14 protein-coding genes and 2 pseudogenes are annotated in these 17,075 nt (G+C 43.5%); 15 read left to right on the top strand and 1 reads right to left on the bottom strand.

The window, feature by feature from the left end:
- Positions 1-78 precede the first annotated feature (78 nt).
- Positions 79-585, bottom strand: a complete 507-nt coding sequence (locus GQS54_RS14850) for an ACT domain-containing protein (RefSeq protein WP_166424762.1) — start codon at positions 583-585, stop codon at positions 79-81.
- A 309-nt stretch (positions 586-894) separates the two neighbouring features.
- Here GQS54_RS14850 and GQS54_RS14845 point away from each other — a divergent pair, with 309 nt between their 5' ends.
- The 15 genes and pseudogenes from GQS54_RS14845 (at position 895) to GQS54_RS14775 (ending at position 16,723) form a co-directional block, all read left to right on the top strand.
- Entirely contained in the window at positions 895-1,572 is a 678-nt protein-coding gene (locus tag GQS54_RS14845) for a TIGR00153 family protein (RefSeq protein ID WP_166424761.1), read from the top strand.
- 12 nt (positions 1,573-1,584) lie between these two features.
- On the top strand, positions 1,585-2,853 hold the full coding sequence (locus tag GQS54_RS14840) for an inorganic phosphate transporter (RefSeq protein ID WP_166424760.1): 1,269 nt from the start codon (positions 1,585-1,587) through the stop codon (positions 2,851-2,853).
- Positions 2,854-3,050: 197 nt separating this feature from the next.
- Positions 3,051-4,142, top strand: coding sequence for a substrate-binding domain-containing protein (locus GQS54_RS14835; RefSeq protein WP_166424759.1), 1,092 nt, complete (start codon positions 3,051-3,053; stop codon positions 4,140-4,142).
- Positions 4,143-4,233: 91 nt separating this feature from the next.
- Complete coding sequence (pstC, locus tag GQS54_RS14830) at positions 4,234-5,628, top strand: phosphate ABC transporter permease subunit PstC (protein ID WP_166424758.1); 1,395 nt, start codon at positions 4,234-4,236, stop codon at positions 5,626-5,628.
- A gap of 4 nt (positions 5,629-5,632) precedes the next feature.
- Complete coding sequence (pstA, locus tag GQS54_RS14825) at positions 5,633-6,985, top strand: phosphate ABC transporter permease PstA (protein ID WP_166424757.1); 1,353 nt, start codon at positions 5,633-5,635, stop codon at positions 6,983-6,985.
- Positions 6,986-6,997: 12 nt separating this feature from the next.
- Positions 6,998-7,870 carry a phosphate ABC transporter ATP-binding protein PstB gene (pstB, locus tag GQS54_RS14820; RefSeq protein ID WP_166424756.1) on the top strand — a complete coding sequence of 291 codons (873 nt, stop codon included), beginning with the start codon at positions 6,998-7,000 and terminating at the stop codon, positions 7,868-7,870.
- A 15-nt stretch (positions 7,871-7,885) separates the two neighbouring features.
- Positions 7,886-8,587 (top strand): phosphate signaling complex protein PhoU, encoded by a 702-nt coding sequence (phoU, locus tag GQS54_RS14815; RefSeq protein WP_166424755.1) that lies wholly within the window; start codon positions 7,886-7,888, stop codon positions 8,585-8,587.
- A 367-nt stretch (positions 8,588-8,954) separates the two neighbouring features.
- Entirely contained in the window at positions 8,955-10,313 is a 1,359-nt protein-coding gene (locus tag GQS54_RS14810) for a porin (protein ID WP_205967776.1), read from the top strand.
- A gap of 192 nt (positions 10,314-10,505) precedes the next feature.
- Positions 10,506-11,417 carry a hydrogen peroxide-inducible genes activator gene (locus GQS54_RS14805; protein WP_166424754.1) on the top strand — a complete coding sequence of 304 codons (912 nt, stop codon included), beginning with the start codon at positions 10,506-10,508 and terminating at the stop codon, positions 11,415-11,417.
- 74 nt (positions 11,418-11,491) lie between these two features.
- A pseudogene (locus GQS54_RS14800) lies at positions 11,492-12,039 on the top strand (sigma-70 family RNA polymerase sigma factor).
- Positions 12,026-12,676: a hypothetical protein gene (locus GQS54_RS14795; protein ID WP_166424753.1), complete on the top strand. Its 651-nt coding sequence runs from the start codon at positions 12,026-12,028 to the stop codon at positions 12,674-12,676. Before GQS54_RS14800 ends, GQS54_RS14795 begins: the two are co-directional and overlap by 14 nt.
- Positions 12,677-12,686: 10 nt before the next feature.
- Positions 12,687-13,607, top strand: a complete 921-nt coding sequence (locus tag GQS54_RS14790) for a hypothetical protein (protein WP_166424752.1) — start codon at positions 12,687-12,689, stop codon at positions 13,605-13,607.
- Between the two features lie 476 nt (positions 13,608-14,083).
- Positions 14,084-14,508 (top strand): annotated as a pseudogene (locus tag GQS54_RS14785) (PaaI family thioesterase).
- A 115-nt stretch (positions 14,509-14,623) separates the two neighbouring features.
- A complete protein-coding gene (locus GQS54_RS14780) occupies positions 14,624-15,973 on the top strand; it encodes a dienelactone hydrolase (RefSeq protein ID WP_166424751.1) in 1,350 nt (449 codons plus the stop codon).
- A gap of 276 nt (positions 15,974-16,249) precedes the next feature.
- Complete coding sequence (locus tag GQS54_RS14775; RefSeq protein WP_166424821.1) at positions 16,250-16,723, top strand: MgtC/SapB family protein; 474 nt, start codon at positions 16,250-16,252, stop codon at positions 16,721-16,723.
- The last annotated feature ends 352 nt before the right edge of the window (positions 16,724-17,075 follow it).

Here is a 17,075-nt window from a genome sequence, read left to right as displayed (position 1 = left end):
AAAATAAGCAAAATTTGAGCGGTATAGTGTCAATTCTGTATGACGAATTTATGACAAAATGCCGCAAGATAAGTCATATCAAGCCGTCGTAGAGATATCGACCATTAAATCGTTAGCAATCGATTCAAGTGCTCGGCGAAGCTCGTCTAAATCGAAGCCGTCTTCTATGGCTACGATGGCTTTAGCTTTAAATAACATGCCACCCCAATTCGGAGCACTGCCGCAAGTAGAATCAAATTTAACAATATTTAAGCTGAAGCGACTTAATATGCTGGTTAATTCTTGTACGATTCCAGGCTTGTCATTACCCATGATTTCGATCTGTACTGTATGCGTTTGAACAGGATTTTCATGTGCACCTTCGACTAAATTTATAGATAGGTCTGGATGCGAAGAAAATTGCTCTATTAAAGCGTCCTGTTTATCTGCAGGTAATTGAATCTCGACAAAACCAGCAAAGTGACCTGCCATATATGACAAGTTACTGCCAAGCCAATTACCGCCCAATTTGAACACAGATTGAGCGAGCGAGTCGACCAGTCCTGTTTTATCTTTGCCAACTAAGGTAAAAATCATTGGTTTCATATTCGTGAACCTCGCGTTAAAGTTAAGGACTAAGATATGACATTGAGCATAGCTTAGAATGGCACTATTTGTTTGCAATTTTTCCTTAATAATCAATTGATAATATTAAGTGATGATTTAATTTGCAATGTATTTAGAGATCGAATTATGACAGTTTAGCGTGTCATCAAATATGCTCTATTATTACTGTGTGTTGTAAAACTGAGACGAAAAGCACGTCACTGTCATGTTACTGTCATTTTTCTTGATGTATCATGCGCGACGATTAAATTCGAACTGTTGTATTCAAACCATAGAGATACCTAACGTATGCCAACAAACACATTTCTTGGGGTTTTTGCCAAATCACCTCTGAAACCACTCGAAAATCATATCAAAGTGGTGAATAAATGTAGCCTAGGTTTGCTACCTTTTTTTAATACTGTTTTTACAGGGGATTGGGAAAAAGCAGCCCTATTTCAAAGAGAGATCTCTAATTTAGAAAAGCAAGCAGATACTCTTAAACGAGAGCTTAGAATCAGCTTGCCTCGCGGCATTTTTATGCCTATACAGCGTCAAGACGTGCTTGATCTTTTAACCCAACAAGACAAAATTGCCAATAAAGCCAAAGATATCTCTGGCCGTGTATTGGGTCGCAAGTTGAACATTCCAGTAGAAATTCGCGATAGCTTTATGGTTTATCTAGAACGTTGTTTAGATGCAACCAAACAGGCCACGCGTGTTATCAATGAATTAGACGATTTGTTGGAAACAGGCTTTCGCGGTCGTGAAGTTCGTTTAGTTGAAGATATGATCGTAGATTTGGACAAAATCGAAGATGACACTGACGTAATGCAAGTTTCATTGCGTCGAGAATTACTACAGTTAGAGTCACAGCTTAATCCTGTGGACGTGATGTTTTTATACAGCATCATCGAATGGGTTGGGGAGTTGGCCGATATTTCAGAACGCGTCGGTTCGCGACTCGAACTTATGTTAGCCAATTAAGAGACTGCATTAATGGATATTTTACAAACATACGGCTTCGCGCTTATCGTGGTAGCCGCTTCTGTTGGTTTCCTCATGGCATGGGGTATCGGCGCAAATGATGTTGCCAACGCAATGGGCACATCAGTTGGGTCAAAGGCCCTAACAATTAAGCAAGCTATTTTGATTGCTATGGTGTTTGAATTTGCCGGCGCATATTTAGCCGGTGGTGAAGTAACATCAACTATTCGCAAAGGGATATTGGACTCATCTTACTTTGTGGACAGCCCTGAACTATTGGTTTACGGGATGATTTCTGCACTTCTGGCTGCCGGTATATGGTTGGCGTTCGCTTCATATCTCGGTTGGCCTGTGTCTACTACGCATTCAATTGTTGGTGCATTAGTTGGGTTTGCTGCAGTTGGCGTTAGCGCTGATGCTGTTGCTTGGAGTAAGGTAGGCGGTATCGTTGGTAGCTGGGTTATTACGCCGGCTATATCCGGTTTTATTGCTTATTTGATTTTTCAAAGTGCTCAAAAACTCATCTTTGATACCGAAAAGCCGTTTAAAAAAGCCCAACGCTATGTGCCTTTCTATATGGCCGCTGCGGGTTTTGTGATGGCTCTGGTGACCATTAAGAAAGGCCTTAAGCATGTTGGTTTTGAAGTGGGTACGGCAAATGGCTTTTATATCGCTATTGCTATCGCTATTTTGGTCGGGGTGGTCGGTAAATATGCGATTAACCGCATTAAATATGATGAAAAGGCGGACAAAAGCACCCATTTTGCAAGCGTAGAAAAAATATTCGCTATTCTGATGATCGTCACCGCCTGTTGTATGGCTTTTGCTCATGGCTCGAATGATGTGGCGAATGCTATTGGGCCTTTGGCTGCTGTGGTAAGTATTATTCACAGTAACGGCGAGATAACCAAACAAGCGGGTTTAGTTTGGTGGATATTGCCTCTTGGTGGTTTGGGTATTGTTGCTGGTTTAGCCTTGTTCGGTCATCGTGTTATAAAAACGATAGGTAATGGTATTACCCACCTTACTCCTAGCCGTGGCTTTGCTGCTGAGTTGGCTGCTGCATGTACGGTAGTTATTGCTTCTGGTACTGGTTTACCCATCTCTACTACGCAAACATTAGTTGGCGCGGTCTTAGGTGTGGGCATGGCCAGAGGCATAGCGGCAATCAATTTAGGTGTAGTACGTAATATCGTTGTTTCTTGGGTTGTAACCCTACCTGCCGGTGCTGGTTTGTCGATACTCTTCTTCTTCGTGTTGAAAGGTATTTTTGCTCCTTAGGCTAAAACGAAGGTGATATATCACCCGAAAGCAGAGCTTTCATACTTAGATTTTTTTGCTAAGTACGGGCTCTGCTTTTTTATGTCTGAAACGTGCCACAAAAACAAAATTTATTGAATATCAGCGACTGTCATATAACCGTTATAAAACTGTCATATTATGTGCGTCTGATGTCAGTAGATTAATGAAGTAGTTGAATGAGAACGAGCGTAATTCCGTTAATTTCCTTTTGTTTGTGGGCAGCACTTAGTGCCCCAGCGGTGGCGATGCGCGATTATATTGATGTTGTGGGCTCGTCCACCGTCTACGCGTTTTCGACTGTTGTTGCAGAGCGTTTTGGCAAAACATCTGGGTTTAGGACGCCTAAAATTGAATCAACTGGGTCTGGCGGCGGATTAAAGCTTTTTTGTCAGGGCGTAGGTATGAAGTTTCCTGACGTAGCTAACTCTTCTCGTCGAATAAAGTCCTCTGAAGTCGAGCTGTGCCGAAGCAATGGTGTGCAAGACATCATGGAAATTCTGATTGGTTTTGACGGCATTGTATTAGCCCAGAGTAAATCAGGAGCAGAAATTCGTTTAACTCGTCGGGAGTTATTTTTGGCCTTAGCTAAGGAAGTCCCTAATCCTGATGGTAGCGAAAATACAATCGATAATCCCTATCAAACATGGCGAGATATTAACTCGAATTTGCCAAACATAAAGATTGAAGTGCTTGGGCCGCCCCCTACATCAGGCACTCGGGACGCTTTCTCCGATCTAGTCCTCGATTATGGTTGTCATACATTTGCGTGGTTGGCGGAGATAACAGAACAAGCACGAGAAGCGCGGGTAAAACAAAATTTCCAACTTGCTGGAGACTTGAGACGTAAGCAGCGCCGTTTATGTAGGATGTTGCGCGAAGATGGCGCGTACATTGATGCTGGTGAAAACGATAATCTGGTGGTGCAAAAGTTAAATGCAAACCCTGATGTGCTTGGCTTACTCGGCTTTAGTTTTCTTGACCAAAACAGCGATCGCATAAGAGGCACAAAAATTGATGGGTTTGAACCCACATTTAGCTCCATTGCTAGTGGTAAATATCCTATTTCCAGACCCTTGTATATTTATATTAAAAAAGCTCATATCGGTATGATCCCTGGAATTGAAGCCTTTATAAGTGAGTTTATTAGTGAACGAGCCGCTGGCGAAAACGGCTATTTATCACGTAAAGGTATGATACCTCTATCAAGAGCAGAGCGAGAAGACATTGCTCAGCGTGTTCAAACGCTACGTGGAAAAGTGCATCAATGAGCACTCTTTATAGACAAAAATCCAGACATACAAAAAGTGGCTTGCTCAGCGTGTGCAGTATATCGGCTACAAAGGCAATGAATTGACGTATATGGAAACTCCAACGCTCATTATTATCACGCTGTTGTGTGCAACTGGTGCGTATATTCTCGGGCGTAATCGCGCCTCAAATATTGCGTACCGAGCGGGTAAAAAGAACGTCTTACATTCATTGCCCTATTATTATGGTGTATTAAGTGCCTTGTGGTGCGTACTGCCTTGTTTGTTTATCGTGCTTGCCTGGAATTTACTTGATGACTACGTGGTGCATACGGCCATTGTGAAATTATTGCCTGGGTCCGTTCAGGCATTACCAGACAGTGAGATTGAGTTGATGGTTAATACCGTTATCAATAACGCCCTGTACCCGAATGCATTAATTGGCAGTAATCCCCCAGATTATATATTACAAGCGGGTCAAGATTATCTGCGTTGGCAACAATTGAGTCAGTTGAGTTTAACCGTCGTGGTGCTAATCAGTTTAGGGCTGGCATTCTCACTAGGGTGGCTATGGATTAAGCCAAAAGTACATGCACGACAGCAAGTAGAACGGGTGTTTCAGTGGTTCTTGTTGTTTTGTGCAAGTATCGCCGTTGTAACGACTATTGGCATTGTATTGTCGGTGTTGTTTGAATCGCTGCGTTTCTTTCAATCGGTGAATCTTTTTGATTTTATTTTTGGTACTCATTGGAGTCCGCAAACTGCATTGAGAATTGATCAAGTCGGGGCATCTGGGGCGTTTGGTGCGGTTCCCTTATTTTTGGGTACCTTACTTATTTCTTTTATCGCCATGTTGGTGGCGGTACCTGCCGGATTAATGTCAGCAATTTATTTGTCTGAATATGCGTCGCCTAGATTTCGCGCGACAGTTAAGCCTATATTAGAAATTTTAGCGGGTATCCCTTCCGTGGTTTATGGGTTCTTTGCTGCCTTAACGGTAGCACCATTTATTCGTGATGTAGGCGATTTACTGGGTTTGGATGTATCTTCTGAAAGTGCACTAGCAGCAGGCTTGGTGATGGGGGTGATGATTATTCCGTATGTTTCTTCCCTATCTGATGATGTGATAAAAGCGGTACCTCAGTCATTGCGAGATGGCTCGTTGGGGTTAGGTGCAACGCAGTCAGAAACGATTAAGTTGGTGGTTATCCCTGCTGCACTGCCGGGGATTGTCAGCGGAATATTATTGGCTGCATCACGGGCGATAGGGGAAACAATGATAGTTGTTATGGCTGCTGGATTAGCGGCACATTTAACCGTAAATCCGCTTGAATCTGTGACCACCATTACCGTGCAGATAGTCACTTTGTTAGTGGGAGATCAAGAATTCGACAGTCCTAAAACCTTATCGGCATTTGCATTGGGTTTAATGCTATTTATTGTCACCCTCATTCTTAACTACGTAGCCTTATATGTGGTGCGCCATTATCGCGAAGAGTATGAGTAAGCGAATGAGTAAAGCGAAGTCTAAGGTATCAATAGCTAATAACCTAAACACCATTGATTTGGTGCAACGTAATTTAGCCAAACGCAAGCGTGCAGAGTGGCGCTTTCGAGCTTATGGTGTGGGCGCTATATTGTTTGGCCTTGCCTGTTTGCTTATTTTATTTAGCGATATTATTAGCAAAGGGCATGGTGCTTTTATGCAAACGCAGATTTACATGGAAGTAACTCTCGACAGTCAACGATTAAATATCGATGATCCCACTTCTGACCAACAAATTAGACAAGCGAATTACGATAGTGTGCTAGCGCAAGCTTTGATTGCACAATATGAAACGGGTAGCACACTGTCAGAGAACACCGCTGATTCGTTCAAACCACTATCAGCATTAGACAAGCGGCAGCTATTAAATCTTATTAGCACTGGCGCGGTATACACCATTGGGCAAAGGTTGAGTGATAATCCTCAGTTACTTAATCAGACTGTCGGTTTTTGGTTAATAGCTGATGATGACGTAGACAACTATGTGAAGAATATTGAGCATGGTGGTAAAGGGTTTAGCAGTCGTCTAAACAAGCAGCAGCAAGAGTGGGTGAATAATTGGATGGCTAACGAGCAAGTGCGTCAAGTATTCAACAGCACTTTTTTCACATCCGGTGATTCACGGGAGCCGGAACAAGCGGGGATCCACAGTGCCCTGGTCGGATCCTTGTATATGTTACTGGTCACCATTGGGTTAACGTTTCCTATTGGTATTGCCGCCGCGGTGTACTTAGAAGAATATGCAGCTAAAAACCGCGTGACAGATTTTATAGAAGTGAATATTAATAACCTTGCCGCTGTCCCGTCGATAATTTTCGGTTTACTGGGCTTGGCCATTTTTATCGGCTTTTTTGATATGCCTCGTTCAGTGCCTTTAATGGGGGGGCTGGTATTGACCTTAATGACCCTGCCGACCATTATTATTTCCAGTCGTGCTGCCATTAAAGCAGTACCACCGTCTATACGCGACGCTGCCTACGGATTAGGTGCTTCGAAGATGCAGGTCGTGTTACATCATGTCGTACCACTAGCGATGCCGGGCATGTTGACGGGGGCTATTATTGGCTTTGCATTGGCGCTTGGTGAGACGGCACCATTGTTAATGATTGGAATGGTGGCGTTTATCGTTGATGTGCCAAATGGTTTGATGGACCCTTCAAGCGCATTACCGGTGCAAATATTTCTTTGGGCTGATAGTCCGGAACGTGCATTCGTGGAGCGCTCATCAGCTGCAATTATGGTCTTATTAGCTTTTTTAATCACAATGAATGGACTCGCGGTGTGGTTGCGTCATCGTCTTGGCCGCAGCTATCAATAATAGGAACAGGCAGTGAATTCAAATTCAGGATACAACGGTTTATTCGATCCTATGCTAGCACCAGGACGAACACTTGATTTTGCTCAACAAGGCTTGAGTAACAAGACTGTCGGCAATCCGTTTTCAGAAAAAGCTAAAATGTCGGTGCGTAATTTAAATGTGTATTACGACAATAAGCAGGCAATTCACGACGTTAGTTTAGATATTAAGCGTAATGAAGTGATGGCCATGATCGGTCCGTCTGGTTGCGGTAAATCGACCTTTTTACGTTGCTTAAATCGAATGAACGATACGCTAGATAACTGTAGGGTTGAAGGCGAGGTGACGCTTGACGAGCACAATATTTATGATCGTAAACAAGACGTCGTCCCCCTTCGCGCCCGAGTAGGTATCGTTTTCCAAAAACCGAATCCTTTTCCTAAGTCGATATACGAAAATGTAGCCTACGGGCCCAAAGTACATGGCTTGGTATCGCGCCGAGCTCAATTGGATGAAATTGTTGAAGACAGTTTACGCAAAGCGAGTTTATGGGATGAAGTAAAAGACCGTTTGTTTTCTCCCGGCACAGGATTATCAGGTGGTCAGCAACAACGACTGTGTATCGCTCGTACTATTGCCGTTAGTCCAGAGGTAATCTTGATGGACGAACCCTGTTCGGCATTGGATCCGATTGCGACCGCGAGAATTGAAGAGCTAATGGCAGAACTAAGTCAAAACTTTACTATCGCAATTGTCACTCATTCGATGCAGCAGGCTGCTAGGGTGTCTAATCGCACGGCATATTTCCATATGGGGCGCTTAATAGAAGTGAACGATACGCGTCGTGTATTTACCAATCCAGAGCATGAGCTAACAGAAGCCTATATTACCGGACGATTTGGCTAAACAAAGGAGAAGAATATGGAACGACATATTTCTCAACGCTTCGACTCTGATTTAGAAGCGCTGAAAAGTCAGGTGCTAGAAATGGGCGGCGTGGTAGAGCAACAGATTATAGATTCGGTGAAAGCCATCGAATCGGTCAACCGCACGTTGGCCGAACATGTATTGAGTGTTGAAGATGACGTAGACCGGCGAGAGGTCTTGCTTGACGAAAACTGCACCATGATCTTAGCGTGCCGTCAGCCAGCAGCATCTGATTTACGTATGGTATTGTCGGTTACTAAGATGACGCGTGACCTTGAAAGAATGGGGGATGAAGCGCAAAAAATTGCACAAATGGCCATTGCATTAAGTGACGACGGTGCAGCGCCCGGCGGATACGAATCGATTCGTCATATGGGGGCTTTGGTACAAAAAATGGTCAATTCAGTACTCGACGCGTTTGCCAGATTCGATGCTGATAAAGCGTTAGACGTAGCACGTGCCGATACCCAAGTCGATAGAGAATACCAAACCGCGATGCGTGAAATTGTGACCTACATGATGGAAGACCCACGCTCCATTGGTCGAGAGATGAATATAATATGGGCATTACGTTCAATAGAGCGCATTGGTGATCATGCACGAAATATTGCCGAGCATATAATTTATTTGGTCAAAGGCTATGATGTTCGCCACACAAGTGTTCATGAGATTGAAAAGAGGTTAAACAAGTCTTAAACCGCATATTTTCAGCTGGATCGTTCATTCAGAACGGACGATCCAGTTGTTCAAAGCCATTTCCTTAATTAATTTGGTGAAATAGTCTTCAGTACTTAGCATATCTCTTCATAAATTCTTCATGAAACTGTCATCTTGTCATGCATTTGTAATAAATGTGTCATACATTGCGCGCAATTAATTTGAATGCTTCATATAATATTACTGCGATTAGTCAACGCAGGTTATTGAGTATTGATAAAACTAAATACGCCGCAACGCCCCTGCAGATCATTTCCGTTAAGGACATGTCGCAATAGAGGTAAAATGAGATGCTCTTTTACTTACAGCTGAATTTTGCGGTCGTACAATAGGAATTCGTTTTCGTATGAATATCAAAAACCACCTAATTGCCTATAGCGCACTGGTTGCAATGTTGCCCGTCAACGCCATCGCTGCGACAAACTCTAACGAAGAGTTAGCCATACTTATCGAGCGGATTAATAAACTCGAACAAGAAGTGATCTCGTTGCGCAGTGAACTAAATTCAGTTGATCTTGAGCAGAAAAATCAGACTAAGCGAGTTGTCATCATTGAAGATGCGGCAGAAGCAGACAGTCCCATTGCGATAAAATGGAAAGGTGCACCTGAAATTAAAGGCGACGGCGGGTGGAGTGTTAAGCCTAAAGGTCGAGTACTTTATGATTTCAATAATCTTTCCTCGGTTCCTTCAAGCATCGACATACCGGGTGAAGGGTTTTCCAGTGAGGCTAGGCGTCTTCGTTTTGGTATTCAAGGTACTGTACCGGGTGGCTTTGGCTACAAGCTTATCGCTGATTATCTTGATGGCGTAAAGCTAACAGATGCGTACCTTACCTATAAAGATGGTCCGTTAAAAATCACGCTTGGCCAGCACAATACGTTTCAAGGGCTTGAAGAACTGTCGAGCAGTAACGATACCAGCTTTGTTGAGCGTGCAGCCTATACCGACGCCTTTGGTTTCGAGCGTCGCGTGGGTCTTTCTGCTACCTATAAAATCGATAATTTCTTACTTGAAGGCGGTGTATTCACTGATAACATTGATGATTTAGACGATGGCAACAACTCGTTCAGTGTCGACGGCCGAGTGAGTTACGCCGCCGTTGTTGACGATACTTTATTTCACCTAGGTAGCTCATTGCATGTGCGTGACTTAGGTAACGAAATTGACAGCATTCGATATCGCCAGCGTCCTCTTATCCATAGTGTTGATACGCGGTTTATCAATACCGATGATATCTTAGGGGCGACTGATGAGTTGAGCTACGGCCTTGAAGCGGCGGCCATCGCTGGGCGGTTTCATATCGTCGCTGAAACCCATTGGGCTAAAGTGACTCGCTCAGAATTTGCCGACCCGACCTTTTTCGGCGGCTCTATTGAAGCCGGCTACTTTTTAACCCAAGACACACGTGAATACAAAGGCGGCGTGTTTAAAGGCGTAAAAGTAAACGACCCTATCAGCAATGGCGGAACAGGAGCGTGGCAGATTAACATCCGCTTTGACCGCTTAGATCTGGTCGATGCAGGCATAGTCGGCGGGGCGCAAGACGCCTACATGGCCTCGCTGATTTGGACGCCTGTGAATGAAGTACGTTTCTTACTTAATTACAGCCACCTTTCTTATACCGATGCCCTGGATATTGTAGAAGGTGCGCCAAGTGACTTTTCTGTAAACGTGCTTGCTGCGCGAGCGCAAATCGGTTTCTAACGAAGGCTTTGCCTACTGCTATCGATTATGTTGCATCAAGTCTGCTCTGGGTGTGCTAGCACCAGAGCAGACTAAACACGTTAAATGTTGTACTTAGTTGGCTTTGTGTACGAGGAATGTAAAATCTGCGGGAAACATCTGCAAATTTGATTTAAACTCGGTTTATCAATCGTTTTTATTAATGAGTTTTACATGAAATGGCCGAACCTCAAGCATCTGCATTATCTTGTTACACTGCACCAAGAGCAGCATTTTCATCGCGCTGCCACCCATTGCCACGTAAGTCAATCAACCCTTAGCACTGCGATTCAAAATCTAGAAGAACAGTTTGGTTGTCAGTTGCTTGAACGGGAGCATAAAACGTTTGTTTTTACCCCGTTTGGCTTAGAGCTAGTAGAGCGCAGTCGGCGTTTGTTAAATGAAGCGAATGAATTGGTCGATTTCGCCCAGACTGCTGGCGATTGGCAAGCGGGAAATTTAAAAATTGGTGTCATCCCCACTATTGCGCCATTCTTTTTTGAAGGCTTGATTGGCGTCGTTAAAGAAAACCTGCCTGATATTACCCTGCAGCTACAAGAAGACACCACGACCAATCTACTGAGCCAATTAAATGAAGGGATTTTGGACTTGTTAGTATTGGCATTGCCGATGGAAACCCCAGGTTGTAAACAGTTGGTGTTAGGTCATGACCCATTTCACCTAATTGCGCACTCTGATTTAGTCGAGACATTACCCATGCCCATGGATGTGTCAGGGTTACCGGCGAAAAGTGTGTTCTTACTACAGCAAGAACACTGCATGACTGGCCACGCTGTGAGCGCTTGCAACTTACGCCACAAAGAGCAAGTTAATTCGCTGGCTGCTAGCAGTTTGTATACCTTGGTGCAGTTGGCCAACAGTAAACTTGGTTTTACCTTTATGCCTGAACTGGCGATTAAAAATCATATTTTGACTACCACCAAACTCGTTTCTATGCCTGCTGAAGACGGTGCTTATCGCGAAATTGGCTTAGTATGGCGTAACGCTACCACGCGAGTCCGTTTATTCAGATATCTTGCAGAATTACTCGCTCCGTTAACACCTGTTCCTACCTTGAAAAAATAAAAGTCAGCTATTTCAAACTTTTTTAACCCAGTCTGCGACTTTACTTATGGTCAACACAAAAGGGAATCAAATGGGTGTTTGAGAAAAGCGACGAACAGCTAATAGAAAAAGCACAAAAAGGCCATAAAAAAGCCTGGTTGAGCTTGCTCAAACGCTATGAAAAGCCGGTTTATCATTATGGACTGCGAATGACAGGCAATAACGCGGATGCGCTGGATTTAATGCAGAAGTGTTTATCTCGGTATTTCGAAATCTATCCTCATACCGAGGTGAAGGCAGTTTCAAAGGATGGCTTTTTCGCATCGCCCATTATCGCTGTATAGAATTTTATCGACGTAAGCGGCCTACACAAGGGCTAGACGATGCGCCTGAAATTCCATGTGATGCTTCGCCCGCTGAGCAGCTTATTGAGTGCTCCCAGCGCAATACCCTGTTGATCAAAGCGATGCAGCAACTACCATTGGCTCAAAAATCCGTGGTTGAGCTTAAATTTTTTGGTCACTTTACCTTCGACGAAATCGCCCAACAAACCGGTATGTCAGTCAATACCGCGAAGTCGAGATTGTATGGTGCGTTAACCAAATTGAAAACCCTAATGGAGGTGGATTATGTCGAGCTCTGACAACGCCGAACTACTGGCTTTATGGCTAGAAGATAAACTCACACCTGACTTACGAGAGCGTTTTGAGAAGCGCTGCGCTGAAGACAATGAATTTGCTCAGCAAGTTGAAACAGCTGGCATGTTTAAAGTGATGTCTCAGGAATATCAAACCTCTGACGTTCCGCGCTGGGACCAAGAAAAAACCTTTGAGGCAACAATAAATACGCCCTCGTGGTCTTGGCTACCCGGTGTGTCATTTGTGACATCTTTTTTAGCTATTGTGTTGGTGCTGACGGGGACTCAGGTCAATATGACAGACGGTGAATTGCGTATTCGTTTTGGCGCTCAACAATCAGAACAGGCTTTGGCAAAAATGCTCGACACGAAACTAGATGCCTTTAAGCAGACTCAACAAGCCGCGCTGAGTTTGTATGCCCAAACTTTGCAACAACAGCAACTGGATAGCGCTAGTCAGTTGACCAACTATTTGTTGACGTCAAGCCGCCAAGAACGCAGAGAAGATTTCGCTGAACTGATTAAATTTGTCAATCAACAGCGTAGTGATGACCAAGTTTTTTATGCCCGTCAGCTAAATCAATTACAACAAGATATTTACCACGATACCTCCGGTGTTGGGGTAGAAACTGTTCAACAGTAGAGGTGATTCTATGAAAATATCCAACCGTTTTTACGTTATCGGTTTGCTCGTCGCTGCTATGCAAGCTAGCCCTACTATGGCAAAAACCAATACCAGTGAATTGACTGGTGAATTAGACATTATGAGGAGCATTTTAAACACTGCCCTAAAACAAGGTACCCCTAAGGGCAGTATGCGCATAAACGAAATTGGGTACACCTACCTACAAGGTCAAGGGGTGTTATTTAATATCGATTTAAACCGCTATGGTAGTCGGCAGACCTTTAGCTATATTGACGGACATCCGTCAGTCCCTGTTGCTCCGTTGGCGCCAAATGTATTTGATCTGGGTACCATTGATATCGATATTCATATGGACGAAGAAGAAATTGAAAATGCTATGGAACAAGCTGAATATTTATCTCAAGAGTCGAACAGTAAATTGCGCGCGCTTAGCGAAAAATTGCGCGAGTTATCATGGCAGCAACGAGAGTATGAGCGTCGCCGCCGTGATATCGAGTTTGAAAAAAATACCAGCGATAAGCAACGTCGAGCAGAATTAGAGCAACAGTTAACAGAGTTAAACGCTGAACTGAAGGTGCTCGAAACGAAACGTACTGAGGTGCAGCGCTATAAATCGAAAACGGAAACAGAACGTCAAGAGCAAGTGCAACACCGCAAAACCGCAATGGAACAAGAGCATAAACGCTTTTTAGCTAACTTCGAAGAAAACTTAGGCCAAGTTTTATGTCGTTACGGCTCAGGATTAAGAGCGTTGGATAATAACGAATATGTCAATTTTGTATTAGCTGATTTTACTTCTTTTTTGCCTAATGAAAAAGGCAGTCAAGATAGGGTTTATGTCTTTAAACACAGTGATATTCAAGCGTGTGTTAAAGATAAAATAGACCAGAAGACCTTATTTTCTAATAGTCAGGTGTATGGGTTTTAATCTACTATTTTCTGGGTCATAAAACAGCCACGGTTAACCACCACTTCTGTTGTGAAACAACGGTTTTGATTGCACTATAAACCTGTTCTCAGAGTATACCCTTTCTCGCTCTAAAGCGCTGGAAAGGGTACCTGAATGTCCTTTGTATTCCCTTCACCTCATCCCCCATAATTGACCTTTGCAGGGGGACAAGTTTGGACGGCAACTTAATATAGTTCCGCGTTACTCAGTAAATATCCCAATCACCAAAAATTTGCTTTTGGTTGCGATGGCACGGTCCAATTATCTTTTCAAATTGGACATTGAACAGCATAAATTGTCTCTTCTGCTATTTCTTGAGGTTAGCTATTTGCCTATAAATGAGTATCTCAAGTCGTTTGTTTGAACGGTCGAAAATAATCTGCTATCACCCACATCTATTGGTGAAAAGGGCTTTCGTTTCATAGATTACCGGAGCTAATGTACAGGTTGAGAAGATGAGCGGCCTTGAATTGATGCGGGCAGTGGTGTGCGGTGAGCTGCCGCATCCGAATATGGCAGATACCAGTCCAATGAAATTCGTATCGGCGGATAAGGGTATTGCGGTGTTTAAAGCCATTGCGGATGACAGACATATTAATCCTCATGGAGGAGCAGGGCGGCTTTGCAGCGACGATTATGGACTCGGTCACAGGCTCTGCCTGCATACCATGCTTGAAGCAGGGCTTGGTTACGGTACCATTGATTAAAATGTCAAAATGCTTAAGGCAATACCTAAAAACACTACCTTGATCGCTGAAGGTAAGGTGGCCAGTATGTCGAAGTCATTCGGCGTGTCTGAGGTAAACTCGTTGATGAAAGTGGCAAAGTATATGCCTATTCTTCAGCCACTTGCATGATTTTGTTACCAAAAAAATCTTAATTTCAAAGATTATTTGAGGTTAAATCTTGGGTATCTTGTAGCGATAAGTTTTGATTGTCGGCAAAATGTCATATTTTCATGGGCATAATTCATTTTTAATTTTTTGGAGTACGTGATGGGGTTGGAGTTTTTACGGTGTAGTTTGACTAAAAGCATGGGGCTGAAAAGCGTTTTTGTGATGTTGTCGCTTGGATTCACAGCTGGGATTTTTGCTGAAAATAGAATCGATACTCAGCGACCCGATGCGCCGGAACTAGCAGCGTATGGTGAACACAGTATTGGCGTGCGCCAGCTTGAGGTGGTTAATGCGGATCAAATTGATATGCTTAAACTTGACCCAACGAAGGCTCAACCCACTGAGTTGCCGCATTATGATAGGCCCCTTACGCTTGAGGTTTGGTATCCTGCGGTAAAAGGTAGTCAAGGCAATACGACTTTAAAAGCGTATATGCGTGATGGCAAGACCGAGGTTGATTTGCACGGTAAAGCTGTGCGTGATGCTAAGCCTGAAACAGGTGAGAAGGCATTTCCTTTGGTACTTGTTTCACACGGTTATCCTGGAAACCGTTTTTTGTTGTCGCATTTAGCTGAGAATATCGCTTCAAAAGGCTATGTGGTGGTCTCTATCGATCATACTGATTCTACTTATCGTACTAAAGCGGCCTTTTCGTCAACGTTGGTTAATCGTCCTGTTGATCAGCTATTTGTTTTATCGCAAATTGAAGCAATGTCTCAAGACAAAAACTCCTTCTTGTATGGTTTGGTTGATGCGTCAAACGCCGGACTGATCGGTTATTCAATGGGTGGATACGGAGCGGTTATTAATGCGGGCGCAGGCGTTACTGAGCAAGTCGTCACGAGTAAGCAGAGCCCGCCATTTGGAACGCTTAAGCGTCATCAGTCAGGTATTAAGCCTAGTGCTGATAAACGTTTGAAGACCGTGATAGCGTTCGCACCTTGGGGTATGAATTACCATATGTTTAGTAATGACACCCTAAAAGAAATCAGCGTACCCATGCTGTTAATTGCGGGCTCGCAAGATGATGTGTCGGGATACGAGAATGGCGTTCGTGCCATCTGGCAGGGAGCAAGCAACGTGAATCGCTCACTTCTGACTTATGATAATGCCAATCATAATGCAGGGGCGGTGATGCCGGCTCCTGAAGAGTCCTATGTATTTGATAACGAGTTGGGTTTTAATATCAGCGAGCACTACATAGACGCGGCTTGGGATAACGCTCGGATGAATAATATTGCTCAGCATTTTGTTAGCGCTTGGTTAGACAAGTATTTAAAAAATAACAGTGCTATGAATGCGTATCTAGATTTGATACCAAATTCGAACGATGGGATTTATGCTGTCGATGACGGAGGTAACCCTAAGACTACCTATACTTATTGGAAAGGTTTTCCCAATCGCACAGCGAAAGGCCTGCATTTTGAAAGCTTGAGTCCATCAAAATAAGTTTTTTATCACCTTTAGTTGAGCTCCCTGCAGGGCTGGTTTAACTGAAGGTGAGCTTCTATTCACGTATTTTGTCTTCGCTTTACTTTACTTAAATTATTCCTCAGCAATAAGCATTTTTTACTGTAAAAATTACAGTGTGTGCTTTAAATAAAAGCTATATCACAAAATTTTTATCACTATCTATCTGATTCATATCTAATTTTATATTGGCGCTGGTTTTGCTTTATCGCTTTAGAAAGCCATTTAAAAGTCTTAAGTAAGGCGAAGCGCATGATTGATTTAATACCCGAGCATTTAATACGATTCGAAATAGATATTCAGATGGTGGTATACCATTTGTTTCAACTTGGCTTAGCTTTTTTATTTGCCTTGCCGATTGGATTAAATCGCGAGAGCCGTTCAAATGGGGCAGGACTTAGAACTTTCCCCTTGGTGGCGATGGCCTCTTGTGCGTTTATGTTAATTGCCATGAACGCTTATTCGCAGGGTGATGGCGAAGCTGAAGCAAGAGTGATGTACGGTATTATCACAGGTATTGGCTTTATTGGTGGCGGGGCTATCTTCAAACAGAGTGACGGGGCAAGTGGCACCGCGACAGCGGCAGGGATCTGGAATACAGGCGCAATTGGCATTGCTGTCGCCTATCAAAACTACGAAATCGCACTTATTCTATCGATCCTCAACTTCTGTATCTTTCAATTTGCTAAGCAAATTAAACCCAAGAAGAGCGAAGCGATAGATGATTAATAATAGAGCGATTTTGCCATTTGTATTGTTTTGCTGGGAAAGGTTATTTGATTAACCATTTTCCGATGACGTTGCGGGTGTTATTGGCCATGCACGGCGACTTAAAACCTGTCGGCTGCCGCGCCTTTAGATAGTTTTGCCCTGCTAAATGTGCCTTAAAGGCTTTGTATTAACGAATCAGCAACGGATCCCTCAGTAATCTTGTGCTCGATTGGGAGCAATATTTTTGTAAACACAAATAGCTCAACACATGAATATGTTGAGCTATGATTTGATCATACGTTGGACATTAAGAAATAATCGGTGTCAGGCCGGGCGCTAAACGCCCGCTCTCCCTATCTCGATCGGGATG

It is taken from the genome of Paraglaciecola sp. 20A4 (assembly GCF_011378905.1).
Taxonomy (GTDB): Bacteria; Pseudomonadota; Gammaproteobacteria; order Enterobacterales; family Alteromonadaceae; genus Paraglaciecola.
The sequence above is the reverse complement of the archived record's forward strand: the minus strand, read 5'-3'. Positions and strand labels throughout refer to the sequence as shown.